The following is a 25,628-nucleotide window of genomic DNA, read 5'->3' as shown; positions in this document are numbered from 1 at the left end:
AGTCAACCGCGCTCAGGCGCATCGAGCGTGTCGATCCCTCGCAGCTTCGGGAAGCTCGTGGCCCAGATCGCCGCTACAGCAAGCGTGCCAATACCGCCGATGATAACAGCCGGCACGGCGCCGAACACGTGCGCCATCGTGCCGGCGCGGAACTCGCCAAGCTCGTTGGAGGCGCCGACAAACACCATGTTGACCGCGTTGACGCGACCTCGAAGCTGGTCCGGCGTCCAGAGTGCGATCAGGCTTTCCCTGACATAGACGGAGATCATGTCGGCTGCACCCATGAGCGCTAGCGCCGCAATCGACAGCTCCGTGTTGGTCGAAAATCCGAAGACGATCGTCCCAAGCCCGAACAGCGCGACACCGATAAACATGTAGATCCCGGCGCGGTGCCTCAGCGGATAAGCCGCGAGGAAGATCGCCATGGCAATCGCACCGACACCAGGCGCCGAGCGAAGCAACCCAAGCCCCCACGGACCAAGCGTCAGGATGTCGCGCGCAAAGATCGGCATCAGCGCCGTTGCACCACCTAGTAGAACGGCAAATAGATCAAGGGAAATGGCACCAAGCACGACCTTTTCGGCACGAATGAAGCGAAAGCCACCAAGGATCATGTCCCAGCTCTTGGCCTCGCCAGTCGTCTTCTGCTGCGGTTTCGGGATCATGTAGAGGAGAGTAGCACCGAACACGGCGAAAATGACCGCGACCGTGTAGGCCGTATGAGGATTGATGCCATACAGAAGACCACCGAGAACCGGACCGGTGATGGCCGCCAATTGCCATGAAGACGAATTCCAGGCGATGGCATTGGACAGATGCTCCGGCGGCACAAGGTTCGGCGCCAGCGATTGCATTGCCGGCGACATGAAAGCGCGCTCGATACCGAAAATCAGCAGGACAGCGAATACAGGCAATGGCGAGAACGTGCCTGTTATCGTCATCAACAAAAGCGCCAGCGTGCACAGCGCGCTGACGAGTGAGCAGATCGCGGCAATCGCTCGCCGATTGTGTCGGTCAGCGACGGATCCTGTAACAAGGATCAAGACCAGCGACGGCAGAAATTGCACAAGGCCAATCAGCCCGAGATAGATCGCGCTGCCGGTTTGGTCGTACATCTGCCAGCCGACGGCAACACTGACGATCTGCTGCGAAAAAGACAGCAAAAACCGTGCGACGAAGAACCGGGCGTAGGACGAATGCCGGAACGCCGCGAAACGATCTCCAGTTGGCGAAAAGGACATGAAGGCTTTCCAGGGCAGCAAGCAGGACGCCAACACACGACGCCGCTGTTAAACATGATTTACAATGCGTTTCGAGACAGCACTTGCCCGTTTAGTCGCCAATGTCTACATGTCTGTCAACAACGAACTGGAGACTACAATGCTCGCGCTATTTCAAACCATTGATTTGGCTTTGAATCTCTACACTTGGATCCTGATTGCCAGCGCTATCTTTTCCTGGCTGCATGCGTTCAACGTAATCAACTCCAGCAACCAGTTCGTCAATTCGGTCGGCATGTTCCTCTACAATGTGACCGAACCGCTGCTGCGACCGATCCGTCGCGTGCTCCCGAATCTCGGCGGCATCGACATCTCCCCGATCATCCTGCTGCTGATCATCTTCTTCCTGCGGTCGTTGATGTGGAATTCAATCTTCCCGCTGGTCGCATAGGCCACCCCTGGACTGCATCCCCCGATCACATATCTCTGTCCATTCGTCTCACGCCCAATGGCGGGCGTGACGCGATAGACGGCGTGGAGACAGATGCCGAGGGCAGGTCGTACCTCAAGGCAAGAGTGAGTGCCGTTGCCGAGAAGGGCAAGGCGAACAAGGCACTGATCGCGTTGATAGCCAAGTCACTTGGTGTTGCGAAGTCGTCGGTCAGCTTCGTTTCAGGCGAAACGTCGCGCAAAAAAAATCCTCCGGATCGATGCCGAGCCGGAGGATTTGATCAGAAATTTGACTGCTCTGGTCGAGCGCTAATCAAGCCTTGTCCTTCTTGAAGCGTTCGATCGCTTCAAGGATCAGCTGCCCGGCTTCCTTCGCGTCGCCCCAGCCGAAAATCTTCACCCACTTGCCGGGTTCGAGATCCTTGTAGTGCTCGAAGAAGTGCTCGATCTGCTTCACCGTGATATCAGGAAGATCGGTATAATCCTTCACCTTGTCGTAGCGCAGCGTCAGCTTCGGCGACGGCACAGCGATGATCTTCTCGTCCTTGCCCGAGTTGTCTTCCATCTTGAGAACGCCGATCGGGCGCACGTTGATGACACAGCCCGGAACCAGCGGACGGGTGCTGGCGATCAAGACGTCGATCGGATCGCCGTCTTCAGACAGCGTGTGCGGTACGAAGCCGTAGTTGCCCGGATAGGTCATCGGCGTATAGAGGAAACGATCGACAACCAGCGTACCGGCTTCCTTGTCCATCTCGTACTTGATCGGGTGACCGCCGACGGGCACTTCAACGATTACGTTGACATCTTCCGGCGGGTTCTTGCCGATGGAAATCGCGTCAATGCGCATAGAGCTTCCCTCTTAAGATTTCGATGGTTGCCAGATAATGGGAATCATCCCGCAACGCAACAAGCTTCGGCAATTTGCCGCCGGGAGCCGAGCGACGCTCACCGCAATGCCTGACTTCCGTGCCGTTCCCGGGCAAGTGTATTGCCGGATCCGAGCAATACCCCTTCCTTCTGTGAGGAGATGCGGCGCAGTCTGCGTCCAAGCTGTTTGCCCCCTCGCCACAGATGGTGGCCGAGCGCGATCCTCCTCTGCAGCCGATAGGCCAGAATACCTGTCACTATCCCCGAGGCAATTGATATTGCGACCGGGAACGGAGCTGAAAACGTCGCTGGATTCCCGGTATCGAACAAGACCTCCGGGACGATACGGTGCAGCAGGTATATATGGTAGCTCGCCGCTGCGATCGAAACCAACAGTGCCGCTGCCGGTGCCGGCAATCTAACCCTCGGTACATAGAGGAGAACCGCGAGCACCGGCACCTGCATGCCATAGAGGAACCACGCCCCCGCCCAGTTCCCACCGGTATAAGCCATGAGCGGCATGACCAGACAGGCAACGACGACAACCGCCATCCGCCTTGCCATCGAGTTCGCAAAGGCGGCGCACCATCCGAAGACCGCAAGGTGCAAGACCCAGGCAAGGGTGAATATCTGTCTCTGGCCGACCGGCCAGAGAACAGGGACAACGAAATGCATCGCCACGGCAACGGCCAACATGAGCATGCCGAAGCGGAATGGATCCCGCGTGGCAAACCGTCGTACGGGCGGCACTGTGAACAGCAATCCCCAGAAGATCAGAAGCTGCGCAAACGCTTCCACGAACCAGTAGAGGTAAGGGAGCATTTCGTGGCGCTCAGGTTCGGCGAAGCCTAGATTCCCGACGAGAAACACCGACGCCCAAGGTATCTTCCACCAGGCGATGCTGAAGCCGAGGACGACAAGGTAATACGGCCAGAGAACGAGACCGAGCGGCCGCAGGAAGCGCCGGAAATCGCCGGCAAAAAGCGCCTTTGATTGGAACCGTGCCAACCCGTATCCGCAAAGCACCAGCATTGCTCCGGCGCCGCCGGGAATAGGCCAGGGAGTGGCATGATGCAGCACTACCAGCAGGATCGCGATGGATCTGAGGAAAATATCGCTGGCAATGGTTGGCTGGCCGCTGGCGGAACGTGACATTGCGGACAGCGCGCCGGCGCTCATCTTTTCCCAACCGTCCGGTACGCTCCCGAGCAACCGCTCAAGACCGACGGTAAGTTCAAGATAACGCAAGGAATCGCCGCCCAGGTCGACAAAGCTGTCTTCCGGAGAAACTCGCAGGGGGAAGAATACCTCGCGGAATAACCCGAGGACGGTTGCCTCTTCCTTCGCGCACGGCTGCTCCAAATGCAGGCGAAGCTGCTGGTAGTCGGTTTTGCCATTCGCCAGACGTGGTAGCTCGGGGAGGCCCATGGCGCGCACTTGGGGCAGACCGATGCCTGCCAGCAGCGCTAGTTCCTCGCGAACTTCCGTTTCGTCGTGCGGCCCGGTGAAGGCCGCAAGCAGCTGTTGGTCATTGCCGACAACTGCGGCAGAGATGCCGCGTTCGGCAAGCGCGATTTCGAGCGAGTCGTGGCCGAGCCGTACGCCGCCGATCTTCGACATTCGCCTCAAGCGACCTGTGATCCGGTACAAGCCATTTGCATCGCGCACGGCAAGATCGCCGGTCCGAAGCTCATCGACATCGGCACCGCGCACCAGATCCGCACGCGTGTCGGCATAGCCCATCATGATGTTCGGCCCGCGATAGACGAGCTCACCGGCAACGTCGGCGCTCGTGATCGTCGTCCCCTCGTCATCCACCAGGCGCAATTCACCACCCGGTACGGCAACACCGATTCCGTCTGCGCTACGTGGCAGGTGCTCTGGCGGAACATAGGCAATTCGCGCCGTCGCCTCGGTCTGGCCGTACATCACGTAGAAACGTTGCCCGCGATCCTGCAGCAAGCCGTGATAGCGCCGCACCATGTCCGGCTCCAGGCGACCACCCGCAACCGTCATGAAGCGAAGATCCGGACATTGCTGCTGGCGAAATCCGCGCTGCTCCAGGAGCTCATAGGAATGCGGGACGCCTGCGAAGTTCGTGCATCGTGCCGCCCTGAAGTCGTCGAGGAAAGTCGGGTCGAGTACCGAGGTTCCGGGCATCCAGATAGAGGCCCCGACCAGCAGGTGGGAATTGAGCACCGATAGCCCGTAGGAATAATGAAGCGGCAGGACAAGCGCACCGGTGTCATTTTCGCCGAGACCAAGATACTGCACAATCTGCGCAGCATTTGCGGCTACAGCCGTCTTCGACAGCCTGACCGCCTTTCCGTTGCCCGTGCTGCCTGATGTCACCAGCATTAAGGAAAGGTCGGAATGCAAGGCTGCGGGGACTGGGACGTTTGTCGCAGTCAGGCGCCAGCGCTGACTCTCGCGCCGATAGACGAGGTCAGGGGAAAATCGCTCCAGGAAGGATGACCAGGCGATCCCATCCTCGGGCGGCAGCAATGCCACCGCATGCCCTCCCGAAAGCGCCGCGAGGTACGCAATGATCGAGTGTTCGGATTGCGCGGCCTCTATCGCGACGAGCTTCTTGCCGGGCCCAATTTCGCGCCTCAGCGAGGCAACGCGGCCGGCGAGTTCGCCATATGTGATCGCGGGTCGGGATGGCACCAGAAGGGCCGGTCGATCGCCCATCCGATCGATAGCCGTCCAAAAGCCATCCGACATGATTGCTCCCCCGCCCGCATCAAAACGTGAGCCGCGACTTATATAAGTTGAATGTGATTTGCAAGTTTCTGCGCTTGAATAAGCCTTGTCAACCAAGCGATACTTGCGAAAAATGCGACCGAGGAGAGATCGCGCTCAACCCCAGATGAAGCCGATTTTCTTTAGCTGCTTCTGGTCGAAGGTTTCCATACCTTCGCAGTAGTCGACACCGCCGTGACTGCGATAGAATTGGGCGCCAGTTTCGTTCTCTTCGAGGCACCAGACGACCATTCCATTGCATCCGAGAGACTTCAGGAGCCGCCTCGCTTCTCCGAACAGCATGTGCCCGAGACCAATGCCTTGATATTCGGGACGAAGATAAAGTTCGTAGATCTCGCCTTCCTGCGGCAGGGCGCGGGCCCGATTGAGGCCGAGTGTTGCGTAACCAGCGACAGTGCCGGCAACATCGAGAACGAGCAGTGTTGCCGGTCCACGCGTTGCCTTGCGCCACCAGTTTTCTCCGCGACGCTCGATCATCTGCCGCAACGCGCGATGCGGAATGATCCCCGCATAGGTGTGTTGCCACGCAAGCCGATGCACTTCCGATATAGCTCGGGAATCGTGCGGTTCGGCCCGCCGAACATCGATCGACAACGTCTTCATAACGCGTACTCTGGTCCCGTTGCGGACAATTAACCATATGCACCAATGCATTAAGGCCGATTGCCCACAGACTTAACATGTGGACGACAGCTGAAATTTAACGCTTTTTTAACTATTGCGACAAGAAGGATTCGACGCAGCACACAAAATAAAAACCCCGGCGCGATGGCCGGGGTTTCAAAGTCTCTACGAAGCGGTTTCGCCTCAGGCAGTCTTCGCCTTGGCGAAGCGCTTGCGGTCGTTGGCGTCGAGATACATCTTGCGCAGGCGGATCGACTTCGGCGTCACTTCCATCAGCTCGTCGTCCTGGATCCAGGAGAGAGCGCGGTCGAGCGTCATGCGGATCGGCGGCGTCAGCTTGACAGCTTCGTCCTTGCCGGCGGCGCGGATGTTGGTCAGCTGCTTGCCCTTGAGGACGTTGACCTCGAGGTCGTTGTCGCGCGAGTGGATGCCGATGATCATGCCCATGTAGACCTTTTCGCCGGGCTCGATCATCATCGGGCCGCGATCTTCAAGGTTGAACATGGCGTAGGCAACGGCTTCGCCCGGAGCATTGGCAAGCAGAACGCCATTCGTACGGCCACCGATTTCGCCCTTGAAGGGCTGGTAGTCCTTGAACAGGCGGTTCATCACGGCGGTACCGCGCGTGTCGGTCAAGAGTTCCGACTGGTAGCCGATCAGGCCGCGGGTCGGTGCATTGAACACCAGGCGAACGCGGTTGCCGCCCGAAGGACGCAGCTCGGTCATTTCAGCCTTGCGCTCGGACATCTTCTGCACGACGACGCCGGAATGCTCTTCGTCGACGTCGATGACGACTTCTTCGATCGGCTCCATCGTGTTGCCGCTGTCATCCTTGTGCATGACGACGCGCGGACGCGACACGGCGAGCTCGAAGCCTTCGCGGCGCATGGTTTCGATCAGAACGGCGAGCTGCAATTCGCCGCGGCCGGATACGTAGAACGAATCCTTGCCTTCGGCTTCTTCGATCTTCAGCGCGACGTTGCCTTCGGCTTCCTTGAACAGACGGTCGCGGATGACGCGCGAGGTAACCTTGTCGCCTTCTGTGCCGGCGAGCGGGCTGTCGTTGACGATGAACGACATGGTAACGGTCGGCGGATCGATCGGCTGCGCGGTCAGCGCTTCGGTGACAGCAGGATCACAGAAGGTATCGGCAACCGTGCCCTTGGAAAGGCCGGCGATCGCGACGATGTCGCCTGCATGCGCTTCTTCGATCGAGGTCCGCTCGATGCCGCGGAACGCGAGGATCTTGGAGATACGGCCGGTTTCGATCGTCTTGCCGTCCTGGGCGAGGACCTTGACGGCTTGGTTCGGCTTGATCGAACCGGAATTGATGCGGCCGGTGATGATGCGGCCGAGGAAGTTGTTGGCTTCCAGGATCGTGCCGATCATCGTGAACGGGCCTTCGGCGACCTTCGGCTCCGGAACGTGCTTGAGCACGAGGTCGAGCAGAGGCGCGAGACCCTGGTCCTTCGGGCCTTCAGGGTTGACGTTCATCCAGCCATCGCGACCCGAACCGTAGAGGATCGGGAAATCGAGCTGTTCGTCAGTCGCATCAAGGCTGGCGAAGAGGTCGAACACTTCGTTGATGACTTCTTCGTGGCGGCCGTCCGGACGGTCGATCTTGTTGATCGCGACGATCGGGCGGAGGCCGACCTTCAGCGCCTTGGAGACCACGAACTTCGTCTGCGGCATCGGGCCTTCCGACGAGTCGACCAGAACGATCGCGCCATCCACCATCGACAGGATACGCTCGACTTCACCGCCGAAGTCGGCGTGGCCGGGGGTGTCGACGATGTTGATGCGAACACCCTTCCACTCGACCGAGGTCGCCTTGGCAAGGATCGTGATACCGCGTTCCTTTTCCAGGTCGTTGGAGTCCATGACGCGTTCTGCAACGCGCTGGTTCTCGCGGAACGAACCGGACTGTTTCAGGAGTTCGTCAACCAGTGTCGTTTTGCCATGGTCAACGTGCGCGATAATCGCGATGTTGCGAAGTGCCATATGTCTAGATCTCTGAGGCTGGGGCGCCGCGCTGGGAGAAGGCGCCAATTTCATTTGGGCGGCTCATACAGTGTTTTTCGCTTTTGCGAAAGGGGGGAAAGCCGGATTGCCTGCCATGCATGGAGATCAACTCGATATCTGCGGATCGAGCGTCGTCCGCCACAGCTCGGTATCGTTCCGATCCATCAGCCTCACTGTCAGTTGCTCGGTCTGCCCGTCGATGTCGACAAGCCCGAAGAACTGCATGCCAGCTGATGGCGGCAGGTTCTGCTCCGCACCGCCGGGTGCGGCTTTCATGAACTTCACCTGCGGCCCGAACGTCATGTCGAGCTCCTGCGGACCATAGGTTCCGGAATGCAACGGACCCGCCACGAACTCCCAGAAGGGCAGGAACTCGCGGAACTTGGCCTTGCCAGGATCGTAGTAGTGCGCAGCCGTATAGTGCACGTCGGCTGTCAGCCAGATCATGTTCGTTATGCCGGCATCGCGGATGAAGCGCAGCAGATCGGCAAACTCAAGCTCGCGGCCGCGCGGGGCGCCATTGTCACCATTGGAAATCGACTCGCTGCCCGTCCGGTGGCCATAATCGTCCCAGATCACCAGCCCGATCGGCAGATCGCAGGCGATGACCTTCCAGGTCGCCGTCGAGCGCACCAGCTCGCGCTTCAGCCACGCCACCTGCCGCTCGCCCAGAAGCCGACACTCCGGCGTTGGCTCGGCATCCAGCCCATGGCTGTTCGGGCCTCGATAGGAGCGCAGGTCGATGAAGAAGACGTCGAGCAGCGGACCGTAAGACACCTTGCGATAAATCCGGCCCGGCTCATCGGCCACGTAGCGGATCGGCGTCATCTCGTGGAAAGCGCGACTGGCGCGAGCCGCAAGCGTGGCGATGGATTTTTCCTTGTAGCGATCGTCATCAAGAAGATCGGTCGACGGCGACCAGTTGTTCAGCACCTCATGATCATCCCATTGATAGAACACCGGACAGACCGCGTTGAATGCCTTCACATGATCGTCGAGCAGATTATAAGCCCACTGCCCGCGAAACTGGTCGAGCGTCTGCGCAATGTCGCGCTTTGCTTCGGTGACGATGCGGTTCTTCCAGATGCCGCCGTCACGCAGCCGGACCTCGTCGGCAATGGGATTGTCCGCGTAGATGGTGTCGCCGGAGTGGATCATGAAATCCGGCCGGTGGTAGGCGATCGTCGAATAGGTGCGCATCCCCTCGTAATCAATGCCCCAGCCCTGGCCGGCCGTATCCCCGGACCACGCAAAACGGATGTTGCGTTTACCCGCCGGCGCCGTGCGAAACTGGCCATGGATCGGCTCCGACAGATCGTTGACGTCCTGCAGGTCGGCCGCGCGGAAGCGATAGAATATCTCCTGATCATCAGGGAGATTCTGGAGCAGCAGCTTTCCCGCCAGATTGGTATCCGGCGTCACGTCTATGGGCGCGACACGCACGGCATTGGCGAACCGATCGCTCGTCGAATACTCGACATAGAGTCGTGCCGGCCGGCTCACTTGCGCCCAGACCACACCCGAATTCGCATCGACATCGCCGGATTGCACGCCCGCAGTAAAGACTGGGCGACTGGACGAGCCGCGTGCGTAATAGGGCATCGCCAGCCCGGCCAGTGCAAATCCGCCAACGGCGCCCATGGATGAGAGGAAGCGTCGACGGGTCGTTTCAGTCAATGTCATGCCAAGGTCTATCCGGCTAACGGGAGGGCCGAAACTATGGCGGCAGTCATGTCATTCGCTTAAAGGCGGCATGACCGTTTTTCGAAATTTCAGCGACAGTTTTGTTACGGGAGCGCCGCTCGGAGGCGCTATTCCGCCACCAATCCGCTGCGGCGAAGCAGCATCAGCAGCAGAAGCGGCAACAGCGTCGTGATGAGGATGGCGATGAAGGCCATCGCCATGCCGAGGCCAATTGACCCCTGCTCGAACTGCCGCCAGATGAAAGTGGCGATCGTCTGCATGCCGACAGGTGCGACGACGACCGAGGCCACCAGTTCGCGCGACGCAAGCGCAAAGACTAACAGCATTGCGGAAGCGAGGCTCGGAAAGACGAGCGGTAGGAGGATGCGGCGGAACGCAGTCACTCCGCTTGCACCAAAGACACGAGCCGCGGCCTCCAGGCTGTCTCCGATCTGCTGGAATGCCGCCGTCGTGTAGCGCACGGGCTGCGGCAGCAGGATGCAGCAATACGCGAGAAGCAGGATAAATGCCGTGTTGTAGGGGGTCGCCGGCAGCCAGGGCATGTTCCAGGCAAGGATCAGGCCGACGGCAACAACGATGCCTGGCAGCGCATTCGGCAGGATCGTCATCGTGTCGATCGCCACGCGTCCGCGGATCTTCGTCTTGACCACGGTATAGGCGGTCAATACGCCGATGAGGCCGGTAATCAATGCCGTACCGATGCCCAGCGAGAAGCTGTTGAGAAGCGCCCCCAGAGCACCGGCGCTGTTGTTGAAAACTGACAGGAAGTTCTCGGCGCTGATGTTGTCGAGCGCCAGACCACCGGAAATCGTCCGCGACAGCGCCGTGAACAGGATCGAGAGCAGCGGCACGCCGGTCGCCAGGAAGGCGACGACGGCAAAGGCGATCATCACCGGAACCTTCAGAGCCCCAAGCGGCCGCTTGTCCTTGGCAGCAGGCTTGCCGCCGACCGTCTGGTAGGAGCGCCGGGCGAGGATCCATCGCTGCAGCACGAATGTCAGCAGAGACATGACGACAAGCAGGATCGACAGGATCGCCGCCCCCGGCAGATCGATCGGCCAATCCGAGATCCGCAGGTCGATACCGGTCACCAGCACCTGGAAGCCGGCGCGGCGACCGAGCGCTGCCGGCGTGCCATATTCCTCGATCGCTGCGGCAAACACCAGCATCAGGCTGGCAACGAGACCGGGCGCCGACAGCGGCAACGTGATCCGAAAGAACGCCCGCGCCGGCGACGCGCCAAAGACCCGGCCGACATCCGCATAACGCGCACCAACCGCCTCGACCGTGCGCGATACGGCGAAATAGACGACGGGAAAAGTGTTGAAGGCCATGACCATGGTCATGCCGAACAATGAAAAAAGGAAGGGTGCGAGGTTGAAGCCCGCGATCTGCTGAAGATAGCCGCGCGGTTGCAACGTCATGATCCAGCCAAGTGTGGCGATGTAAGGCGGGATCATGAATGGAACGAGCAGCAGCACATCCCAGAGCGGCGCGAGCGGGATGCGATAGAGCGCCCGAAACACGCCGAGCGGCACCGCTACCAGCGCCGAGGCCAGCACCACGCAGCTGCCGAGCAGAATGGTGTTCCCGGCCATGCCAACAAGCGCGCTATCGAAAAGCGTCGCAACAAGCGAAGAGAAAGGGCCCGCGAACGAGCCCTGTCCGATGTTGGGAAATATGCCCTGAAGCACAACGGCGATGAATGGAACGCCGACGATAACGGTCAACCCCGCGATCGCCAGCCAGGCGGCCGGCGCAGCGCCGCTACCATCGTTCGTCCTCATCGCCCTGTCCTTACTTGCCGCCGAACGTGTCGGTGACCTGCTTCAGCGTTTCCTTCCGCTTGCCGTAAACAGCAGCGGTGTCGTACTTCAGGAGCTTCAGATCACTGATCAGCGGACGGCTTGCCGGAATGTCCGTACGAGCCGGCATCAGCATCTGGTCGGCAACAAGCTTCTGGCCTTCGTCGGAGAGCATGTAGTCGATGAACTTCTTCGCCTCATCCTGGTTCTTCGACCAGTTGAGGATCATGGCCGGACGCGGCGCGATAACAGTGCCGGATTCCGGGAAGATCACATCGATGTTCTCGCCCTTTTCCTTGGCATTGAGGGTGATGTAATCGACGGCGCCGAAGACGGCAGCCTTCGCACCCTGCAGAACCGGGTTCAGAGCCTCGGCATTGGCACCCGCGATGATGGCGCCGTTGTCCTTCAGATCCTTGAAGAGCTTGAAGTCATCCTGGCCGGCAAGCGCCGCCGTCAGCTCGAAGGACGAGCCGGACTGCGCCGGATCCGGAATGTTGACGAGGTCTTTGTATTCAGGCTTCGTCAGGTCGGCCCACTCGGCCGGCTTCGGCGTGCCGCTCTTGGTGTTCCAAGCGATGCCAAGCGCCGAGATGCCCTGGGCAACGGCGGTGTCGGTCTTCAGGAAGTCCGGAACCTTGGCGGCGTTCGGGCTGGTGTAGGATACGAGCCAGCCGCGCTTGGCGAAGTCGGTCGCCGTATCCCAGGAAGCCGAAATGAGGACGTCAACAACAGGGTTCGAGGCTTCGGCCTCGATACGGGCCATGACCTTGCCGGTCGTTGCCTGGAAGACGTTGACCTTGACGCTCGTCTGCTTGGTGAAGCCGGCCGACAGCTTGTCGATCAGCCCTTGCGGACCAGCGGTGTAGACCGTGATGTCGGCATGGGCGACGCCCGCCATCAGCGTTGCGGCGAGAACGCCGAAAGTGATGCTCTTCAACGACTTAAACATGCTCCAAATTCTCCTCTTTGGACGACTGAACCTCTTTGCCGAACCACCGGATCTGGCCGGGATCGATCGACAGACCGATGCCCTCGCCGGGTCGCAGCTTGGCGCGGCTCAAAACCTGCAATTCGATTGTCTCGGCGCCGACCAGAGAGACGGTCGCCAGATGGCCATCGCCGCGAAACTGCGAGCGCAGCACTGTTGCGGCAAGCGTACCCGGCAGGATCTCTCCCGCGGTGATCGATCCGGTGGGAATGAGGACTCGGACGGCGCAATCGACCCCATCGGCACCGCGCAGTAGCGCGAGGCTGCTGCCTTTGAAGAACCAATGTTCATCACGATACTCGAGCTCGGCGACACCGCCGAGGCGCAGGAAGTCGGCGACCTCAGGCGTTGCAGGCTTATCGATCAGCTCGTCTGGCGATGCCAACTGCTCGATCACGCCGCCACGCATGACGGCGACGTCGTCCGCCAGCGTCAGCGCCTCGCTATGATCGTGCGTCACGTAGATTGCCGTCAGGCCAAGCGTCGCGATCAGCTCGGCCAGTTCACCGACCATGTTCTCGCGCAGTTCACGATCGAGATTCGACAATGGTTCGTCGAACAGAATGAGCTGCGGTTCGGCAACGATCGCTCGCGCGATCGCGACACGCTGCTGCTGACCACCCGAGAGATCGCTCGGCCTGCGATCGGCATAGGCCCCAAGACCGACGCGTTCCAATGCCCGCATCGTCCGCGACTCTCGCTCGGATTTGCCGATACCGCGCATTTCGAGGGGAAAGGAGACGTTGCCGCCAACGGTCATCTGCGGCCACAGCGCATAGTCCTGAAACACCATCCCTAGATTGCGCTTTTCCGGCGGTGAGAAGGCGCCGCTTGCGGCATCGGCAACGGTGCGTCCGGCAATCGCGATCGAGCCCTTCGTCGGCGCGAGCAATCCGGCGACGAGCCTGAGCAGGGTGGTCTTTCCGCAGCCGGACGGCCCGAGCAGCGCCAGCGTCTTGCCCTTGGAAAGCGAGATATCAATGCCCTTCAGAACGGGCGTCGCCCCATAGTGCAATTCCACGCCGGCCGTCGAAACGGCCGCATTGGGCTCTGAAGATTGAGGGGTCATGAAAAAACCGGCATCGGTTGAAAATCGATGCCGGTTGCTTATTAACCTTCAATGACAGTCATGTGACGAAGCAGCAAGATGCCGTCTTCCGTCAATACTTTAGCCGTCTCGCATCGACGACGCGCGACTTACCGCCTCAGGCGTCGCTGCCGGACAATTCTTCGAAGGTCGCCAGACCTTTCTTGACCAGCATGGCATCCGGGCTCGGCAGCTTGCCGCGGAACGCCTTGTAGGCATCTTCAGGGTCGATCGCGCCGCCGACGGAATAGATGTTGTCCTTCAGCTTGGCCGCCATCTCGCGATTGAATGCATCGCCGGTTTCCTCGAAGGCGGCAAAAGCATCCGCATCGAGAACTTCGGACCACATGTAGGAATAGTAGCCGGCTGAATAACCGCCGGAGAAGATGTGCTGGAAGTGCGGCGAGGCATGCCGCATGACGATCGACTTCGGCATGCCGAGCTCAGACAGCACCTCTTTCTGCACCGCCATTGGATCCTCGACCTTGTCGCGGGTATGGAACGCCATATCGACAAGCGCCGATGAGGTAAACTCGACCGTGTTGAAGCCGGAATTGAAGGTACGCGCTGCCAGAACCTTGTCGAGCAGAGCCTGCGGCATCGGCTCACCGGTTTCGAAATGCACGGCATATTGCTTCAGGATCGCGGGAACCGTCAGCCAGTGTTCGTAAAGCTGCGAGGGCAGCTCAACGAAGTCTCGGGAAACACCTGTGCCCGAAACAGAGGGGTATGTGACGTTTGACAGCATCCCATGCAGCGCATGGCCGAACTCATGGAACAGCGTACGCGCATCATCAAGTGACAGCAGCGCCGGCTTGCCCTCGGCCGGCTTCGCGAAGTTGCAGACATTGTAGATGATCGGCAGCTCGCCGCTGCGGCCATTCTTTAGCGGCAGCTTGTGCTGCGACTGGAACGAGCTCATCCAGGCCCCGGAACGCTTGGAACTGCGGGCGAAGTAATCGCCAAGGAAGAGCGCCACCAGCCTGTCTTCGCGATCGCGGATCTCGAACACGCGCGCATCGGGATGGTAGGCAGGGACACCTCTCTTCTCGACGGCGCGAATGCCGAACAACCGTCCGGCGACATCGAAGCAGGCGTCGATGATCTTCTCCAGTTGCAGGTAGGGCTTCAGCTCGGCCTCTGAGAAATTGAACCGCTGCGCCCGGATCTTCTCGGCATAGTGCCGCCAGTCCCAGGGCATGACGTCATGGTTCTTGCCTTCATCAGCGATCAGCTTGGCGATATCGGCTTCTTCCTCGCCGGCACGCTTGACGGCCTTCGCCCATACCTCTCGAAGCAGGTGGTTCACGGCGTCAGGCGTCTTCGCCATCGTGTTGTCGAGCTTCAGTTCGGCGAAATTGCCATAGCCGAGGAGCTTTGCCACCTCGTCGCGGAGCGCAAGCGTATCCCTGATAATGCCGCGATTATCAGTGGCGCCATCGTTCGCACCACGCGCAACCCAGGCCTTGAAAGCCTGCTCGCGCAGGTCGCGCCGCTCCGAGAAGGTCAGGAACGGTTCGATGATCGAGCGCGACAGCGTGACAGCAAACTTGCCCTCTTCGCCACGCTCGCGCGCAGCCGCCGCCATCGCATCCTTCAGGAAGTCAGGAATACCATCGAGATCCGCGCCGTCGGAAAGGATCAGCGCCCAGCTCTTCTCATCGGCGAGCACGTTCTGGCCGAACTGGGTGCCGAGGCCGGCAAGCTTCTCGTTGATCCCCGCAAGCTTCTCCTGCTCAGCCTTCGGCAGCTTCGCGCCCGATTTGACGAAGCCCTTCCAGTGGCGCTCCAGCACACGCGTCTGCTCCAGCGTCAGGCCAAGGCTATCGAGCGCTTCCCACAAGGCATCGATACGGGCAAACAACGCCGCATTCATGCCGATCTTGGAATAGTGGCGCGACATCTTCGGCGAGATGTCCCGCTCCAGCGCCTGGATCGTATCGTTGGTATGCGCGCCTGCCCGATTCCAGAACAGTGCCGACACGCGCGACAGTTCATCACCCGCGATCTCGAGCGCAACGACTGTGTTTTCGAATGTCGGCGCCTCCGGGTTACCGGCGATCGCGTCGATCTCTTTCTCGTGCGCGGCGAGCGCGGCATCAAAGGCAGAGGCAAAGTCGCCGTCATTGAGGGCATCGAAACGCGGCAGGCCGTGGAGACCGTTCCATTCGACGAGTGCCGGGTTGAATTCTGATGTGGAAGGCATGCGGAGATCCTTTGTGGCAGGCAACTGAACAGGCAATATAGGGATGCGCATCCGCAATTGGTATTGGCGATCAGACGCACATCACCCGCCCTGACTGCGAAAACTTCATGGCAAGAAATGATGCATAAGAATTAACTAATCGTTAACGATTGACGTACGTTCGCCACGCGCGGTAGTTTCACTCATCATCTTTTTGCAAGTGGATACGCGCCATGGAAATCCTTTCTGTGCGGTCTTCGCCGAGTTTCCTTTTCAAAAGAAACCAAGATAATTCCAATTATTACAGTGAATTAGAAGAGCAAATCGGCACAAAGACAAAGGCCTCAGCGTCGTTTCAAATCGATGAAACGAACGCGAACGCGCCGGATTTTTCCGCGATCAGCCCCAGCGAACTACGCCTGTATGCAAGGCAGAGCTTCGATGCCGGTGCGATCGATCAAGATACTTATGCCGCGATCTCCGAACCGCTGCCGATGCGAACAATCGACCCGTCTGGCAACATCCTCGACCTGTCGGATGTCACCGACGCGACGAGCTTCAACTTCCGGGACTATTATAAGGACCAGCTGCAGATCGCGACATCGATCGGCGACCCGCAGACAGTAGAACGGCTGAATTCGGTCGTCAGCTTTCTCGACGTCTGATCTCAGGCCTTCCGCCAGCCGAGAAGGCCGGGCGTCGCATGCCAGAGCGCCTGTACCGCAAAGCCCATGAAGAGCACACCGGAGCAGCGCACGATCAGCCGCTCATGCGCACGATAGAACCGCCGAACCGTTCCTGCGCCGATGATCGTGATCAGGATCATGTCGGCCACGATGAAACCCAGGAACGAAACCGCCAGCAGGACGGGCAGCGTGTGGAACTGCAGCGCGCTCGCGGAGCCAGCAACGAGGGCAGTGAATGTCGCCAGCGCGACCGGATATCCCTTCGGATTGGTGACCCCGAAGATCAAACCGCGGCGGAACGGCCGCTCCACCACCATCAGTGCCTGCCCCTCACCCTTCGGCTTTGCCCGAACCGCATTCCAGCCGATCCAGGCAAGGTAGAAACCACAGAGAAGACCGAGCGCGTCGAACACGAAGGTCCCGATTGTCTTCGCCCCGATGATCGCGATCAGAGCTAGCGATGCCCACAGCAGGTCGCCGACCAGATGGCCGCCGACGAACATTGCCCCTGCTCGGCGTCCCTGCCCCGCGCCGATACCCAGCAGCGCAAGGAAGGCAGGCCCTGGAATGAGCACATAAAGAAGGGCTGCCAGAAAGGCGCCCGCCAGCAAGGATTGCGTCATCGAGAAACTCCGGAAAGGACAGCCGCAGCTTATGCGCCAATCGAAAGGCGTCAAGCTGTCATGGCAACCCATGAGATTTTTGAATTGCCGGATCACGCAGCTTGCGACAGAAGAAAAGCCGCAGCCTTCGCGCTGACCGCGCATTTCACCAGAACCGAGTACCCTATGCCCCCATTCCGGATGAGCGAACGGCGAACGAGCATGCTCGGCGCGCTTCTCGCAACCATCGGCCCGATCTCGATGTCGATCTACACACCGGCGATGCCCGAACTCGTCCATGCGTTCCAGACATCAGACTCGGCGATCAAGATGACGCTGTCAGTCTATTTCGCCGGCTTCTCGGTTGCGCAACTGCTTGCCGGTCCGCTTTCGGATGCCTTCGGACGCCGGGCGGCGACGCTCCTCTTCATCGGCATCTATGTGGTCGGCAGCCTGCTTTCCGCCTTTGCGCCCGGCATCGAATGGCTGCTTGCCGGCCGCCTCATCCAGGGCATTGGTGCTTCTGTCGGGATTACGGTGGCGCGCGCCATCGTCCGCGACCAGTTCACCGGGACCGAAGCCTCCCGCATCATGAACCTGATCGGCATCATGATCGCCATCGGACCGGCCGCCGCGCCAACCGTTGGCGGCTTGGCGCTGGCGGCGTTTGGCTGGCAGTCGGTCTTCTTCCTCCTCATCGGCTTTGGACTGCTGATATGTTTCGGCGTGATCGTCTTCATGCGCGAGACGAGCGTGCCCGATCCCCGCCGCGCGCTCCCGCTTCCGCTGCTTCGCGCCTATTTGGAGCTTGCCCGCGAAAGCCGCTTCGTCTCCGCCTCGTTCGTGCTCGGCGGCTCGATCGGCGCACTTTACGCGCAGGCGACGCTCCTGCCGTTCATTCTCATCAAGGTCGTTGGCCTTTCACCGACCGCCTTTGGCTTGGGCATGCTGATGCAATCAGGTTCCTACTTCCTTGGTTCCGTGTGCCTTCGCTATGCGGCGCCGCGTCTGGGCGGCGACGGCTCCGTGCGCGTCGGGCTTGGCCTGCTGGGCTTTGCCGGCATCATGATCGCTCTGTCAGTCCACTTCGTCACGCCATCCTATCTCTCGATCATGGGGCCGATCGCGTTCCTCGCCTTCGGTTTGGCGTTCCTGACACCGCATATGACCACATCAGGTCTATACCCATTCCCGCATATCGCCGGATCGGCATCCGCGATGATGGGCTTCATCCAGATGGGCGGCGGCTTTGCCGGCGGCGTCGCGGGTTCGCTGATCGGCATGCCGCTGCTTGCCTTCGGAACGGTGATCCCGCTCATGGCGCTGATTTCGATCATCAGCTACCTCTGGTTCGTGCGCGCGTCGCAACGCGCAGCAGAGCTCTCCCACGCCACAACGGACGAATGAAAAGGCCCGCACGAGGCGGGCCTTTGATCTCTTGCAGCTGCTCTCGATTACTTCGAGAGGTTGCGCTTGGCGAGCGTACGCAGACGCAGCGCATTGAGCTTGATGAAGCCGGCGGCGTCCTTCTGGTCGTAGGCGCCCTGGTCGTCTTCGAAGGTAACCAGCTTGTCGGAGTAGAGCGACTTCGGGCTCTCGCGACCGGTAACCATGACATTGCCCTTGTAGAGCTTCAGCGTCACTTCGCCTTCGACATGCTCCTGGCTCTTGTCGATCAGTGCCTGCACCATTTCGCGCTCCGGCGAGAACCAGAAGCCGTAGTAGATCAGCTCCGCATAGCGCGGCATCAGTTCGTCCTTCAGGTGCGCGGCACCACGGTCGAGCGTGATGGATTCGATGGCGCGGTGCGCGGCAAGCAGGATCGTGCCGCCGGGCGTTTCGTAGACGCCGCGCGACTTCATGCCGACGAAGCGGTTTTCCACGAGGTCGAGACGACCGATGCCGTTGTCACGGCCATAGTTGTTGAGCGTTGCGAGCAGCGTTGCCGGGCTCATGCGTACGCCGTTGATCGAAACCGCATCACCCTTCTCGAAGCCGACCCTGATTGTTGTCGCCTTGTCAGGTGCGGCTTCCGGAGAAATCGTGCGCATATGCACGTATTCAGGTGCTTCCTGCGCCGGATCTTCGAGAACCTTGCCCTCGGACGAGGAGTGCAGCAGGTTGGCGTCGACGGAGAACGGCGCCTCGCCCTTCTTGTCCTTGGCGACCGGGATCTGGTGGGCTTCGGCAAACGCCAGCAGATCGGTGCGGCTCTTGAACGACCAGTCGCGCCACGGCGCGATGATCTTGATATCGGGGTTCAGAGCATAGGCGGAAAGCTCGAAACGAACCTGGTCGTTGCCCTTGCCGGTCGCACCGTGCGCGATCGCATCGGCGCCGGTCTTGCGGGCGATGTCGATCAGGTGCTTGGAGATCAGCGGGCGAGCGATCGAGGTGCCGAGCAGATAGACGCCCTCGTAAACGGCATTGGCGCGGAACATCGGGAACACGAAGTCCTTCACGAACTCTTCGCGCACATCCTCGATGTAGATCTCCTTGATGCCGAGCATCTCGGCCTTCTTGCGTGCCGGCTCCAGCTCTTCGCCCTGGCCGAGGTCGGCGGTGAAGGTCACGACTTCTGCGCCGAGTTCGGTCTGCAGCCACTTCAGGATGATCGAGGTGTCGAGGCCGCCGGAATAGGCGAGGACGACTTTCTTTACGTCTTTGTGCGATGCCATGATGATGAGGTCCGTTGCAAGAGGGCGGCGGCAAACCCGCCAAGCCCGGTCTGGCGGGCACTTTTAGCGAGATCGGCGCAGGACGCAAGGGCAACGGCTACCATAGGCGGCCCGGATAGTGTTTGACAGGCCGAAAGCGCAACCCATATCTGCCATCGTCCTGACAACGCTGAGGAGAGGCCGGCCGTGACAAGAATCCAAGACATCATCAAGAAATCCAATGTTGCCGTCATCACGGGCGGTGCCTCCGGCATCGGCTTAGCGGCGGCGAAGCACTTTGCCCGGGCGGGCATGAGGGTTGCCATTGCCGATCTCGGCGGCGACCGGCTGGCGGAGGCAGCAAGCGAACTGAAGTCAATTTCGGGCGAAGAGAACGTACTCGCCGTTGAAACGGACGTTGCGCAGAAGGACTCGCTGGAAGCGCTCGAACGGACTGTCATACAGCGCTTCGGCCGTGTGCATGTTCTGATGAACAATGCCGGTATCGGCCCTGAGACGTCGATCTTCAGCGCCCAGGCGGACTGGGACAACATCCTCGGCGTCAACTTGCTAGGCGTCATCAACGGCGTCAGGACCTTCGGCCAGCACATGCTCTCGCACGGCGAACCTGGCCTGATCATCAACACTGGTTCCAAGCAGGGCATCACAACCCCGCCAGGCAACCCTGCCTATAACGTCTCAAAAGCTGGCGTGAGGGTATTCACCGAAGCGCTCGAGCACGAATTGCGCAACACCGAGGGCTCGAAGATCTCAGCCCACCTTTTGATTCCCGGCTTCGTTTTCACCGGCCTCACCAAGGGCGATCGCGCCGAAAAGCCGGCGGCCGCATGGACTGCGGAGCAGACCGTCGACTTCATGATCGAAAGTCTGGAACGCGGTGACTTCTATATCCTCTGCCCCGACAACGACGTGGTTCGCGCCGTGGACGAGCGCCGCATGGCCTGGGCGATGGGGGACATCATCGAGAACCGTCCGCCGCTGTCGCGCTGGCACAAGGATTATGCCGACAAGTTCAAGGCCTATCTCGAACGCAAGGAATAGGTCGTATTAGAAGGTTTGATTAGACATTTTCTGAGAGCCGGATAAAAGCAACCAACGTTTTTCGGCTCTCAGAGTGTAACATGGACTTTCTGCCCAGCATTGCCACGCTTCTCGCCTTTGCCGCCGCGACCCTTCTGCTTGCGGCAACGCCCGGCCCTGACATGACGCTATCGATTAGCCGTGCGCTGGCGCAGGGCAAGAAAGCGGCTCTCTTCGTCGTGCTTGGCACCAGTCTCGGTATCGTCGTACACACGATGCTGGTCGCTTTTGGCGTCTCGGCGCTGATCACCGCCTCGCCTACCGCCTTCCTGATCCTCAAGACCGGTGGTGCCGCCTACCTGCTTTGGCTTGCTGTACAGGCGATCCGCTATGGCTCGAAATTCTCGGTCAACAAGGTGGAAGGCTCAAAGGGTACGCCGCTTGCAAACATTTCCTCGGGCTTCTGGGTCAACCTCCTGAACCCGAAGGTCATCATCTTCTTCATGACCTTCCTGCCGCAGTTCGTCAGCGCCGGCGATCCTGCCGTGACGCAGAAGCTGCTCTTCCTCGGCTTCTGCTTCATTCTGATCGGCATGCCTGTCAACGCAGCCGTCGTTTTCGCCGCCGACTGGCTGGCGAGCTGGCTGCAGAACAACAAGAAGGTTTTGCGCGGCATGGATTTCACCTTCGCCGGCGTCTTCTCCGTCTTCGCTGCAAAAATTCTGCTGACGCAGGCCCGCTAAGCGATCTCCGGGAAGCCTTGGCTTCCCGGCTTTGGCTCTCCTCAGCCGATCAACAGCGCGTCGTCGTCGAGCGTCTGACCTCGCATTTTGCGGAACATGGCGATCAGGTCCTCGACCTGCAGCGTCTTGCGGCTGTCACCGCTGACGTCGAGCACGATTTCCCCGCCATGCAGCATGATCGTACGGTGCCCATAATCGAGCGCCTGGCGCATGGAATGCGTGACCATCAACGTTGTGAGCTTGCGCTCCGAGACAATTTTCTGCGTGAGCCCCATGACGAACTCCGCCATCCCTGGATCAAGCGCCGCCGTATGCTCATCGAGCAGCAGCACTTCGGAACCGGCGAGCGTTGCCATGACGAGCGACACCGCCTGACGCTGACCGCCGGACAGTAGGTCCATGCGGTCCCGCATCCGATTTTCGAGACCGAGATTGAGTTCCGCGATCCGCTCACGGAAATGCTCGCGCCGCTTCGGGCCAAGCGCCGAGACGAGCCCACGCTTTTCGCCGCGACGCGCCGCAAGCGCAAGGTTCTCCTCGATCGAGAGCGAACCGCAGCTTCCGGTCAGCGGATCCTGGAAGACACGGGCGACGAGGCCTGCGCGGGCGGCCGTGGACTTCCGGGTGACATCGGCATGGCCGATCAGAACCTGGCCTTCGCTCGCAAGCACATCACCGGCCAGAACGCCAAGCAGCGTCGACTTGCCCGCACCGTTCGAGCCAATCACGGTGACGAACGAGCCTTCCTCGATCGTCAGGCTAACGCCTGATAGTGCCTGCTTCTGCAGCGGCGTACCCTTGCCGAAGACGACCTTGATATCCTTGAGCGTAATCACGATGCGGCACCTCCGCGGCGAAGGCGGGGAAGAATGAGCGCAATCGTCACCAGAACCGCGGTCACGAAATTGAGGTCCGAGGCCTGCAACCCGATGACATCAGTCGAGAGAGCGAGCTGGATGGCGATACGGTAGAGGATCGAGCCGAGCACGCAACCGATCAAGGCGATCAACAGCCCACGCCGTCCAAGCAGCGTTTCGCCGATGATAACGGCAGCGAGGCCCACAACGATCGTGCCAACGCCCGAGGTGACATCGGCAAAACCATTCGTCTGCGCAAACAGCGCGCCCCCGAGGGCAACCAGCGCGTTGGAGATCGCCATACCGAGATAGATCTGGCGGCTCGTGTCGACACCCTGCGCACGGGCCATGCGGGCGTTCGCGCCGGTTGCGCGCATCGCCAGACCCGAGTCGCTCTCGAGGAAGCGCCAGACGAGGATCACGGCAACGATGACGAGGATGCCGACGAAGAGCGGGCGAACGTAGAAATCACGCAGGCCATGACCGAAGAACGGGCTGATCATCGTATCGGCATTGATCAGCGCGACGTTCGGCTTGCCCATGACCCGGAGATTGACCGAGAAGAGTGCGATCATCGTCAGGATCGAGGCCAGCAGGTTGAGGATTTTGAACCGCACATTGAGCATCGCGGTCACCATGCCGGCCGCAGCGCCCGCAACCATGGCGACGAGGGCGGCCAACCAAGGATTGACGCCTGCGATGATGAGAACCGCCGTCACGGCAGCACCCAGCGGAAAAGAGCCGTCAACCGTCAGATCCGGAAAATCCAGCACACGGAATGCAAGGTAAACGCCGAGTGCGACGAAGGCGTAGACCAACCCCAGTTCCACGGCTCCCCAGAATGCGATCTGACTCAAGGCTCCTGCCCTTTCCTCTGACTTGCCCCGCCTGTCATCGGGTCCAAGCTTTTAATACCATCAGCCGCCCCCGCGTAAAACGGGAGCGGCTGGATGACCAGTTTCTCAAAACCATACGGCGATCAGTCGATCGTCTTCGTCGCGCGCTTAACGACGCTTTCCGGCAGCGTAACGCCCATCTTGGCGGCCGCGCCCTTGTTGATGACGAGGTCGCTACCAGCGGCAACCTTCACCGGAATGTCGCCCGGGTTTTCACCCTTGAGGATGCGAACAACGATTTCGCCCGTCTGCTTGCCGACATCGTAGTAGTTGAAGCCGAGGGCAGCGATCGCACCGCGCGAAACGGAGTCCGTGTCAGCTGTGAAGAGCGGCAGCTTGCTTTCTTCGGCAACGGCGACGGCGCCTTCGAGTGCAGAGATGATCGTGTTGTCAGTCGGGATATAGATGGCGTCTGCGCGGCCGACCAGCGCGCGGGCAGCGCCCTGAACTTCAGCGGACTTCGTGGCGGCGGATTCGACAACCTTCAGGCCAGCCTTGTCGGCCTCGGCCTTCAGGACGGCAAGCAACGATACGGAGTTGGCTTCACCGGAGTTGTAGAGATAGCCGATCGTTTTGACGTTCGGCAGGATTTCCTTGATGAGCGCAAGATGCTCGGCAACCGGAGACATGTCGGAAAGACCGGTGACATTGCCGCCCGGCTTGTCCATATCCTTCACGAGCTGCGCGCCGAGCGGATCGGAAACAGCGGTGAAGACAACCGGAATGTCGCGCGTCGCGGAAACGACAGCCTGAGCCGATGGCGTGGAGATCGGGACGATAACGTTCGGGCCCTCGCCGGCGAACTGGCGAGCGATCTGCGCAGCCGTTGCCGGATTGCCCTGAGCCGACTCGAACATGAACTTCAGGTTCTCGCCTTCCTTGTAACCGGCGGCCGTCAGCACATCGAGGACACCCTTGCGTGCGGCATCAAGAGCCGGATGCTCGACGATCGCCGTGACCGCGACCGTCACATCTTCGGCCTTTGCAGGCAGGGTCAGGGCCAGCGTGGCCGCGACAGCAAGCAGAATTGAACGCATTGGGTATCCTCCAGATATGATTTTGGCCTGCTTCTAGGAAAAGCAGGCCATGAAATCAATCATTAGAAAACACTGAACGGATCAAACTTGCTGATCAGTCGCCAGCTCTAGTCGTCCGCGCCATGGTTGGCGATCATCATCGCCTCGAAGGCCAGCCGTTCGGTTTTGCGCATGCGCTCCGACTCCGACTTCAGCTGGCCGCAGGCAGCGAGAATGTCGCGGCCGCGTGGCGTGCGGATCGGCGAGGCATAGCCGGCAGAGTTGATGAAATCGGCAAACTTCTCGATCTGCGCCCAGTCGGAACACTGGTAGTTTGTGCCCGGCCAGGGGTTGAACGGAATGAGGTTGATCTTCGCGGGCACGCCCTTGAGCAACTGGATCAGCCCCTTGGCGTCCTCCAGGCTGTCGTTGACGTCCTTCAGCATCACATATTCGAAGGTGATACGGCGGGCGTTCGACAGGCCGGGGTATTTCCGACAGGCATCGATCAACTCCTTCAGCGGGTACTTCTTGTTGATCGGCACGAGGATGTCGCGTAGGTCGTCGCGCACGGCATGCAGCGAAATTGCCAGCATCACGCCGATTTCTCCACCGGTCCGGAAGATTTCAGGCACGACGCCCGAGGTGGAGAGCGTCACACGGCGCTTGGAGAGCGAGAGCCCGTCGCCGTCTGTGGCGATCAGCAGGGCCTGCTTCACCGCGTCGAAGTTATAGAGCGGCTCACCCATGCCCATCATCACGATGTTGCTGACCTTGCGGCCTTCCGCTGGCATGATGGTGCCTTGCGGCACTTCGCGATCCGGGAAGTCGCCCAGCCGGTCACGAGCGAGCAGCAGCTGCGACAGGATTTCTTCCGCCGTCAGGTTGCGCACCAGGCGCTGCGTGCCGGTGTGACAGAAGGAACAGGTCAGTGTACAGCCGACCTGGCTGGAGATGCAAAGCGTGCCGCGGCCTTCTTCAGGGATATAGACGGCTTCGATCTCGACCGGACGGCCGGCACCGCGGGCGGGAAAGCGCAGCAGCCACTTGCGGGTGCCGTCGTTCGAGACCTGCTCCTCGACGATTTCGGGCCGCGCGATGGTGAAATGCGTCTTCAGCGTCTCGCGCATGTCCTTGGAGATATTGGCCATGTGGTCGAAGTCGGAAACCCCGCGCACATAGATCCAGTTCCACAGCTGCGCGACGCGCATCTTGATCTGCTTCTCCGGCACGCCCTTTTCGCGCAGTGCGGCGCCCATCTCTTCACGACTGAGGCCGATCAGCGAAGGCTTCAGCCCAGCGTCGGCACCGCCGGTCGCTGCGCCCAAGGGCTTGGTAACAGTCATCGCATCCATGACGGACATAGTCTTTAATCCCGAATTCAACATGCGACCGCCCCGGAAAGC

21 protein-coding genes and 1 pseudogene are annotated in these 25,628 nt (G+C 60.3%); 6 read left to right on the top strand and 16 right to left on the bottom strand.

Annotated features, from left to right (window positions below):
• Positions 1-2: 2 nt before the first annotated feature.
• Positions 3-1,241, bottom strand: coding sequence for an MFS transporter (locus JNB88_RS12130; RefSeq protein WP_220355667.1), 1,239 nt, complete (start codon positions 1,239-1,241; stop codon positions 3-5).
• 139 nt (positions 1,242-1,380) lie between these two features.
• Here JNB88_RS12130 and JNB88_RS12125 point away from each other — a divergent pair, with 139 nt between their 5' ends.
• On the top strand, positions 1,381-1,671 hold the full coding sequence (locus JNB88_RS12125) for a YggT family protein (RefSeq protein ID WP_223217173.1): 291 nt from the start codon (positions 1,381-1,383) through the stop codon (positions 1,669-1,671).
• A pseudogene (locus tag JNB88_RS12120) lies at positions 1,668-1,983 on the top strand (DUF167 domain-containing protein). Before JNB88_RS12125 ends, JNB88_RS12120 begins: the two are co-directional and overlap by 4 nt.
• Here the strand turns inward: JNB88_RS12120 and ppa are convergent.
• The 9 genes from ppa to JNB88_RS12075 form a co-directional block, all read right to left on the bottom strand.
• Complete coding sequence (gene ppa, locus JNB88_RS12115) at positions 1,984-2,520, bottom strand: inorganic diphosphatase (RefSeq protein ID WP_220355666.1); 537 nt, start codon at positions 2,518-2,520, stop codon at positions 1,984-1,986.
• A gap of 98 nt (positions 2,521-2,618) precedes the next feature.
• Positions 2,619-5,267 (bottom strand): AMP-binding protein, encoded by a 2,649-nt coding sequence (locus JNB88_RS12110; protein WP_220355665.1) that lies wholly within the window; start codon positions 5,265-5,267, stop codon positions 2,619-2,621.
• A 135-nt stretch (positions 5,268-5,402) separates the two neighbouring features.
• Positions 5,403-5,909 (bottom strand): GNAT family N-acetyltransferase, encoded by a 507-nt coding sequence (locus JNB88_RS12105; protein WP_220355664.1) that lies wholly within the window; start codon positions 5,907-5,909, stop codon positions 5,403-5,405.
• A gap of 204 nt (positions 5,910-6,113) precedes the next feature.
• On the bottom strand, positions 6,114-7,931 hold the full coding sequence (typA, locus tag JNB88_RS12100; RefSeq protein WP_113360267.1) for a translational GTPase TypA: 1,818 nt from the start codon (positions 7,929-7,931) through the stop codon (positions 6,114-6,116).
• Positions 7,932-8,057: 126 nt separating this feature from the next.
• Positions 8,058-9,635: an alkaline phosphatase D family protein gene (locus tag JNB88_RS12095; protein WP_220355663.1), complete on the bottom strand. Its 1,578-nt coding sequence runs from the start codon at positions 9,633-9,635 to the stop codon at positions 8,058-8,060.
• A 128-nt stretch (positions 9,636-9,763) separates the two neighbouring features.
• Complete coding sequence (locus JNB88_RS12090; RefSeq protein WP_220355662.1) at positions 9,764-11,443, bottom strand: ABC transporter permease; 1,680 nt, start codon at positions 11,441-11,443, stop codon at positions 9,764-9,766.
• Positions 11,444-11,453: 10 nt separating this feature from the next.
• Positions 11,454-12,413: an ABC transporter substrate-binding protein gene (locus tag JNB88_RS12085; RefSeq protein ID WP_220355661.1), complete on the bottom strand. Its 960-nt coding sequence runs from the start codon at positions 12,411-12,413 to the stop codon at positions 11,454-11,456.
• Positions 12,406-13,521 (bottom strand): ABC transporter ATP-binding protein, encoded by a 1,116-nt coding sequence (locus JNB88_RS12080; RefSeq protein WP_220355660.1) that lies wholly within the window; start codon positions 13,519-13,521, stop codon positions 12,406-12,408. The genes JNB88_RS12085 and JNB88_RS12080 overlap by 8 nt, the downstream gene beginning before the upstream one ends.
• Positions 13,522-13,657: 136 nt before the next feature.
• The gene (locus JNB88_RS12075; RefSeq protein ID WP_220355659.1) at positions 13,658-15,745 is read right to left on the bottom strand and encodes a M3 family metallopeptidase; all 2,088 of its coding nucleotides are present in this window, start codon (positions 15,743-15,745) and stop codon (positions 13,658-13,660) included.
• 212 nt (positions 15,746-15,957) lie between these two features.
• Between JNB88_RS12075 and JNB88_RS12070 the strand changes: the two genes are divergently transcribed.
• Positions 15,958-16,389 (top strand): hypothetical protein, encoded by a 432-nt coding sequence (locus tag JNB88_RS12070; RefSeq protein ID WP_220355658.1) that lies wholly within the window; start codon positions 15,958-15,960, stop codon positions 16,387-16,389.
• A 2-nt stretch (positions 16,390-16,391) separates the two neighbouring features.
• On the opposite strand, the gene JNB88_RS12065 is transcribed toward JNB88_RS12070, so the two are convergent.
• Positions 16,392-17,033 (bottom strand): LysE family translocator, encoded by a 642-nt coding sequence (locus JNB88_RS12065; protein ID WP_220355657.1) that lies wholly within the window; start codon positions 17,031-17,033, stop codon positions 16,392-16,394.
• Between the two features lie 201 nt (positions 17,034-17,234).
• On the opposite strand from JNB88_RS12065, the gene JNB88_RS12060 reads away from it, so the two are divergent.
• Complete coding sequence (locus tag JNB88_RS12060; RefSeq protein WP_220355793.1) at positions 17,235-18,419, top strand: multidrug effflux MFS transporter; 1,185 nt, start codon at positions 17,235-17,237, stop codon at positions 18,417-18,419.
• 47 nt (positions 18,420-18,466) lie between these two features.
• Here the strand turns inward: JNB88_RS12060 and JNB88_RS12055 are convergent, their stop codons facing one another.
• Positions 18,467-19,690, bottom strand: a complete 1,224-nt coding sequence (locus JNB88_RS12055) for an argininosuccinate synthase (protein WP_220355656.1) — start codon at positions 19,688-19,690, stop codon at positions 18,467-18,469.
• Between the two features lie 186 nt (positions 19,691-19,876).
• On the opposite strand from JNB88_RS12055, the gene JNB88_RS12050 reads away from it, so the two are divergent.
• Both JNB88_RS12050 and JNB88_RS12045 read left to right on the top strand, forming a co-directional pair.
• Positions 19,877-20,731 carry an SDR family NAD(P)-dependent oxidoreductase gene (locus JNB88_RS12050; protein WP_220355655.1) on the top strand — a complete coding sequence of 285 codons (855 nt, stop codon included), beginning with the start codon at positions 19,877-19,879 and terminating at the stop codon, positions 20,729-20,731.
• An 80-nt stretch (positions 20,732-20,811) separates the two neighbouring features.
• Positions 20,812-21,453 (top strand): LysE family translocator, encoded by a 642-nt coding sequence (locus JNB88_RS12045; RefSeq protein ID WP_220355654.1) that lies wholly within the window; start codon positions 20,812-20,814, stop codon positions 21,451-21,453.
• A gap of 41 nt (positions 21,454-21,494) precedes the next feature.
• On the opposite strand, the gene JNB88_RS12040 is transcribed toward JNB88_RS12045, so the two are convergent.
• From JNB88_RS12040 to rlmN, 4 genes are all read right to left on the bottom strand, one after another.
• On the bottom strand, positions 21,495-22,289 hold the full coding sequence (locus JNB88_RS12040; RefSeq protein ID WP_220355653.1) for an ABC transporter ATP-binding protein: 795 nt from the start codon (positions 22,287-22,289) through the stop codon (positions 21,495-21,497).
• Positions 22,286-23,167 carry an ABC transporter permease gene (locus JNB88_RS12035; RefSeq protein ID WP_220355652.1) on the bottom strand — a complete coding sequence of 294 codons (882 nt, stop codon included), beginning with the start codon at positions 23,165-23,167 and terminating at the stop codon, positions 22,286-22,288. The genes JNB88_RS12040 and JNB88_RS12035 overlap by 4 nt, the downstream gene beginning before the upstream one ends.
• A gap of 122 nt (positions 23,168-23,289) precedes the next feature.
• Positions 23,290-24,243, bottom strand: coding sequence for an ABC transporter substrate-binding protein (locus tag JNB88_RS12030; RefSeq protein WP_220355651.1), 954 nt, complete (start codon positions 24,241-24,243; stop codon positions 23,290-23,292).
• 107 nt (positions 24,244-24,350) lie between these two features.
• Entirely contained in the window at positions 24,351-25,586 is a 1,236-nt protein-coding gene (gene rlmN, locus JNB88_RS12025) for a dual-specificity RNA methyltransferase RlmN (protein WP_220355650.1), read from the bottom strand.
• Positions 25,587-25,628 lie beyond the last annotated feature (42 nt).

The organism is Rhizobium cauense, from assembly GCF_019511525.1.
GTDB lineage: Bacteria > Pseudomonadota > Alphaproteobacteria > Rhizobiales > Rhizobiaceae > Rhizobium > Rhizobium cauense.
The sequence above is the reverse complement of the archived record's forward strand: the minus strand, read 5'-3'. Positions and strand labels throughout refer to the sequence as shown.

Coding starts and splice junctions, on each gene's coding strand:
- JNB88_RS12095 (WP_220355663.1), bottom strand. CDS start 9,635: ATGACATTGACTGAAACGACCCGTCGACGCTTCCTCTCATCCATGGGC.
- JNB88_RS12045 (WP_220355654.1), top strand. CDS start 20,812: ATGGACTTTCTGCCCAGCATTGCCACGCTTCTCGCCTTTGCCGCCGCG.
- JNB88_RS12060 (WP_220355793.1), top strand. CDS start 17,235: ATGCTCGGCGCGCTTCTCGCAACCATCGGCCCGATCTCGATGTCGATC.
- JNB88_RS12125 (WP_223217173.1), top strand. CDS start 1,381: ATGCTCGCGCTATTTCAAACCATTGATTTGGCTTTGAATCTCTACACT.
- ppa (WP_220355666.1), bottom strand. CDS start 2,520: ATGCGCATTGACGCGATTTCCATCGGCAAGAACCCGCCGGAAGATGTC.
- typA (WP_113360267.1), bottom strand. CDS start 7,931: ATGGCACTTCGCAACATCGCGATTATCGCGCACGTTGACCATGGCAAA.
- JNB88_RS12105 (WP_220355664.1), bottom strand. CDS start 5,909: ATGAAGACGTTGTCGATCGATGTTCGGCGGGCCGAACCGCACGATTCC.
- JNB88_RS12075 (WP_220355659.1), bottom strand. CDS start 15,745: ATGCCTTCCACATCAGAATTCAACCCGGCACTCGTCGAATGGAACGGT.
- JNB88_RS12130 (WP_220355667.1), bottom strand. CDS start 1,241: ATGTCCTTTTCGCCAACTGGAGATCGTTTCGCGGCGTTCCGGCATTCG.
- JNB88_RS12065 (WP_220355657.1), bottom strand. CDS start 17,033: ATGACGCAATCCTTGCTGGCGGGCGCCTTTCTGGCAGCCCTTCTTTAT.
- JNB88_RS12090 (WP_220355662.1), bottom strand. CDS start 11,443: ATGAGGACGAACGATGGTAGCGGCGCTGCGCCGGCCGCCTGGCTGGCG.
- JNB88_RS12070 (WP_220355658.1), top strand. CDS start 15,958: ATGGAAATCCTTTCTGTGCGGTCTTCGCCGAGTTTCCTTTTCAAAAGA.
- JNB88_RS12085 (WP_220355661.1), bottom strand. CDS start 12,413: ATGTTTAAGTCGTTGAAGAGCATCACTTTCGGCGTTCTCGCCGCAACG.
- rlmN (WP_220355650.1), bottom strand. CDS start 25,586: ATGTCCGTCATGGATGCGATGACTGTTACCAAGCCCTTGGGCGCAGCG.
- JNB88_RS12055 (WP_220355656.1), bottom strand. CDS start 19,690: ATGGCATCGCACAAAGACGTAAAGAAAGTCGTCCTCGCCTATTCCGGC.
- JNB88_RS12030 (WP_220355651.1), bottom strand. CDS start 24,243: ATGCGTTCAATTCTGCTTGCTGTCGCGGCCACGCTGGCCCTGACCCTG.
- JNB88_RS12110 (WP_220355665.1), bottom strand. CDS start 5,267: ATGTCGGATGGCTTTTGGACGGCTATCGATCGGATGGGCGATCGACCG.
- JNB88_RS12080 (WP_220355660.1), bottom strand. CDS start 13,521: ATGACCCCTCAATCTTCAGAGCCCAATGCGGCCGTTTCGACGGCCGGC.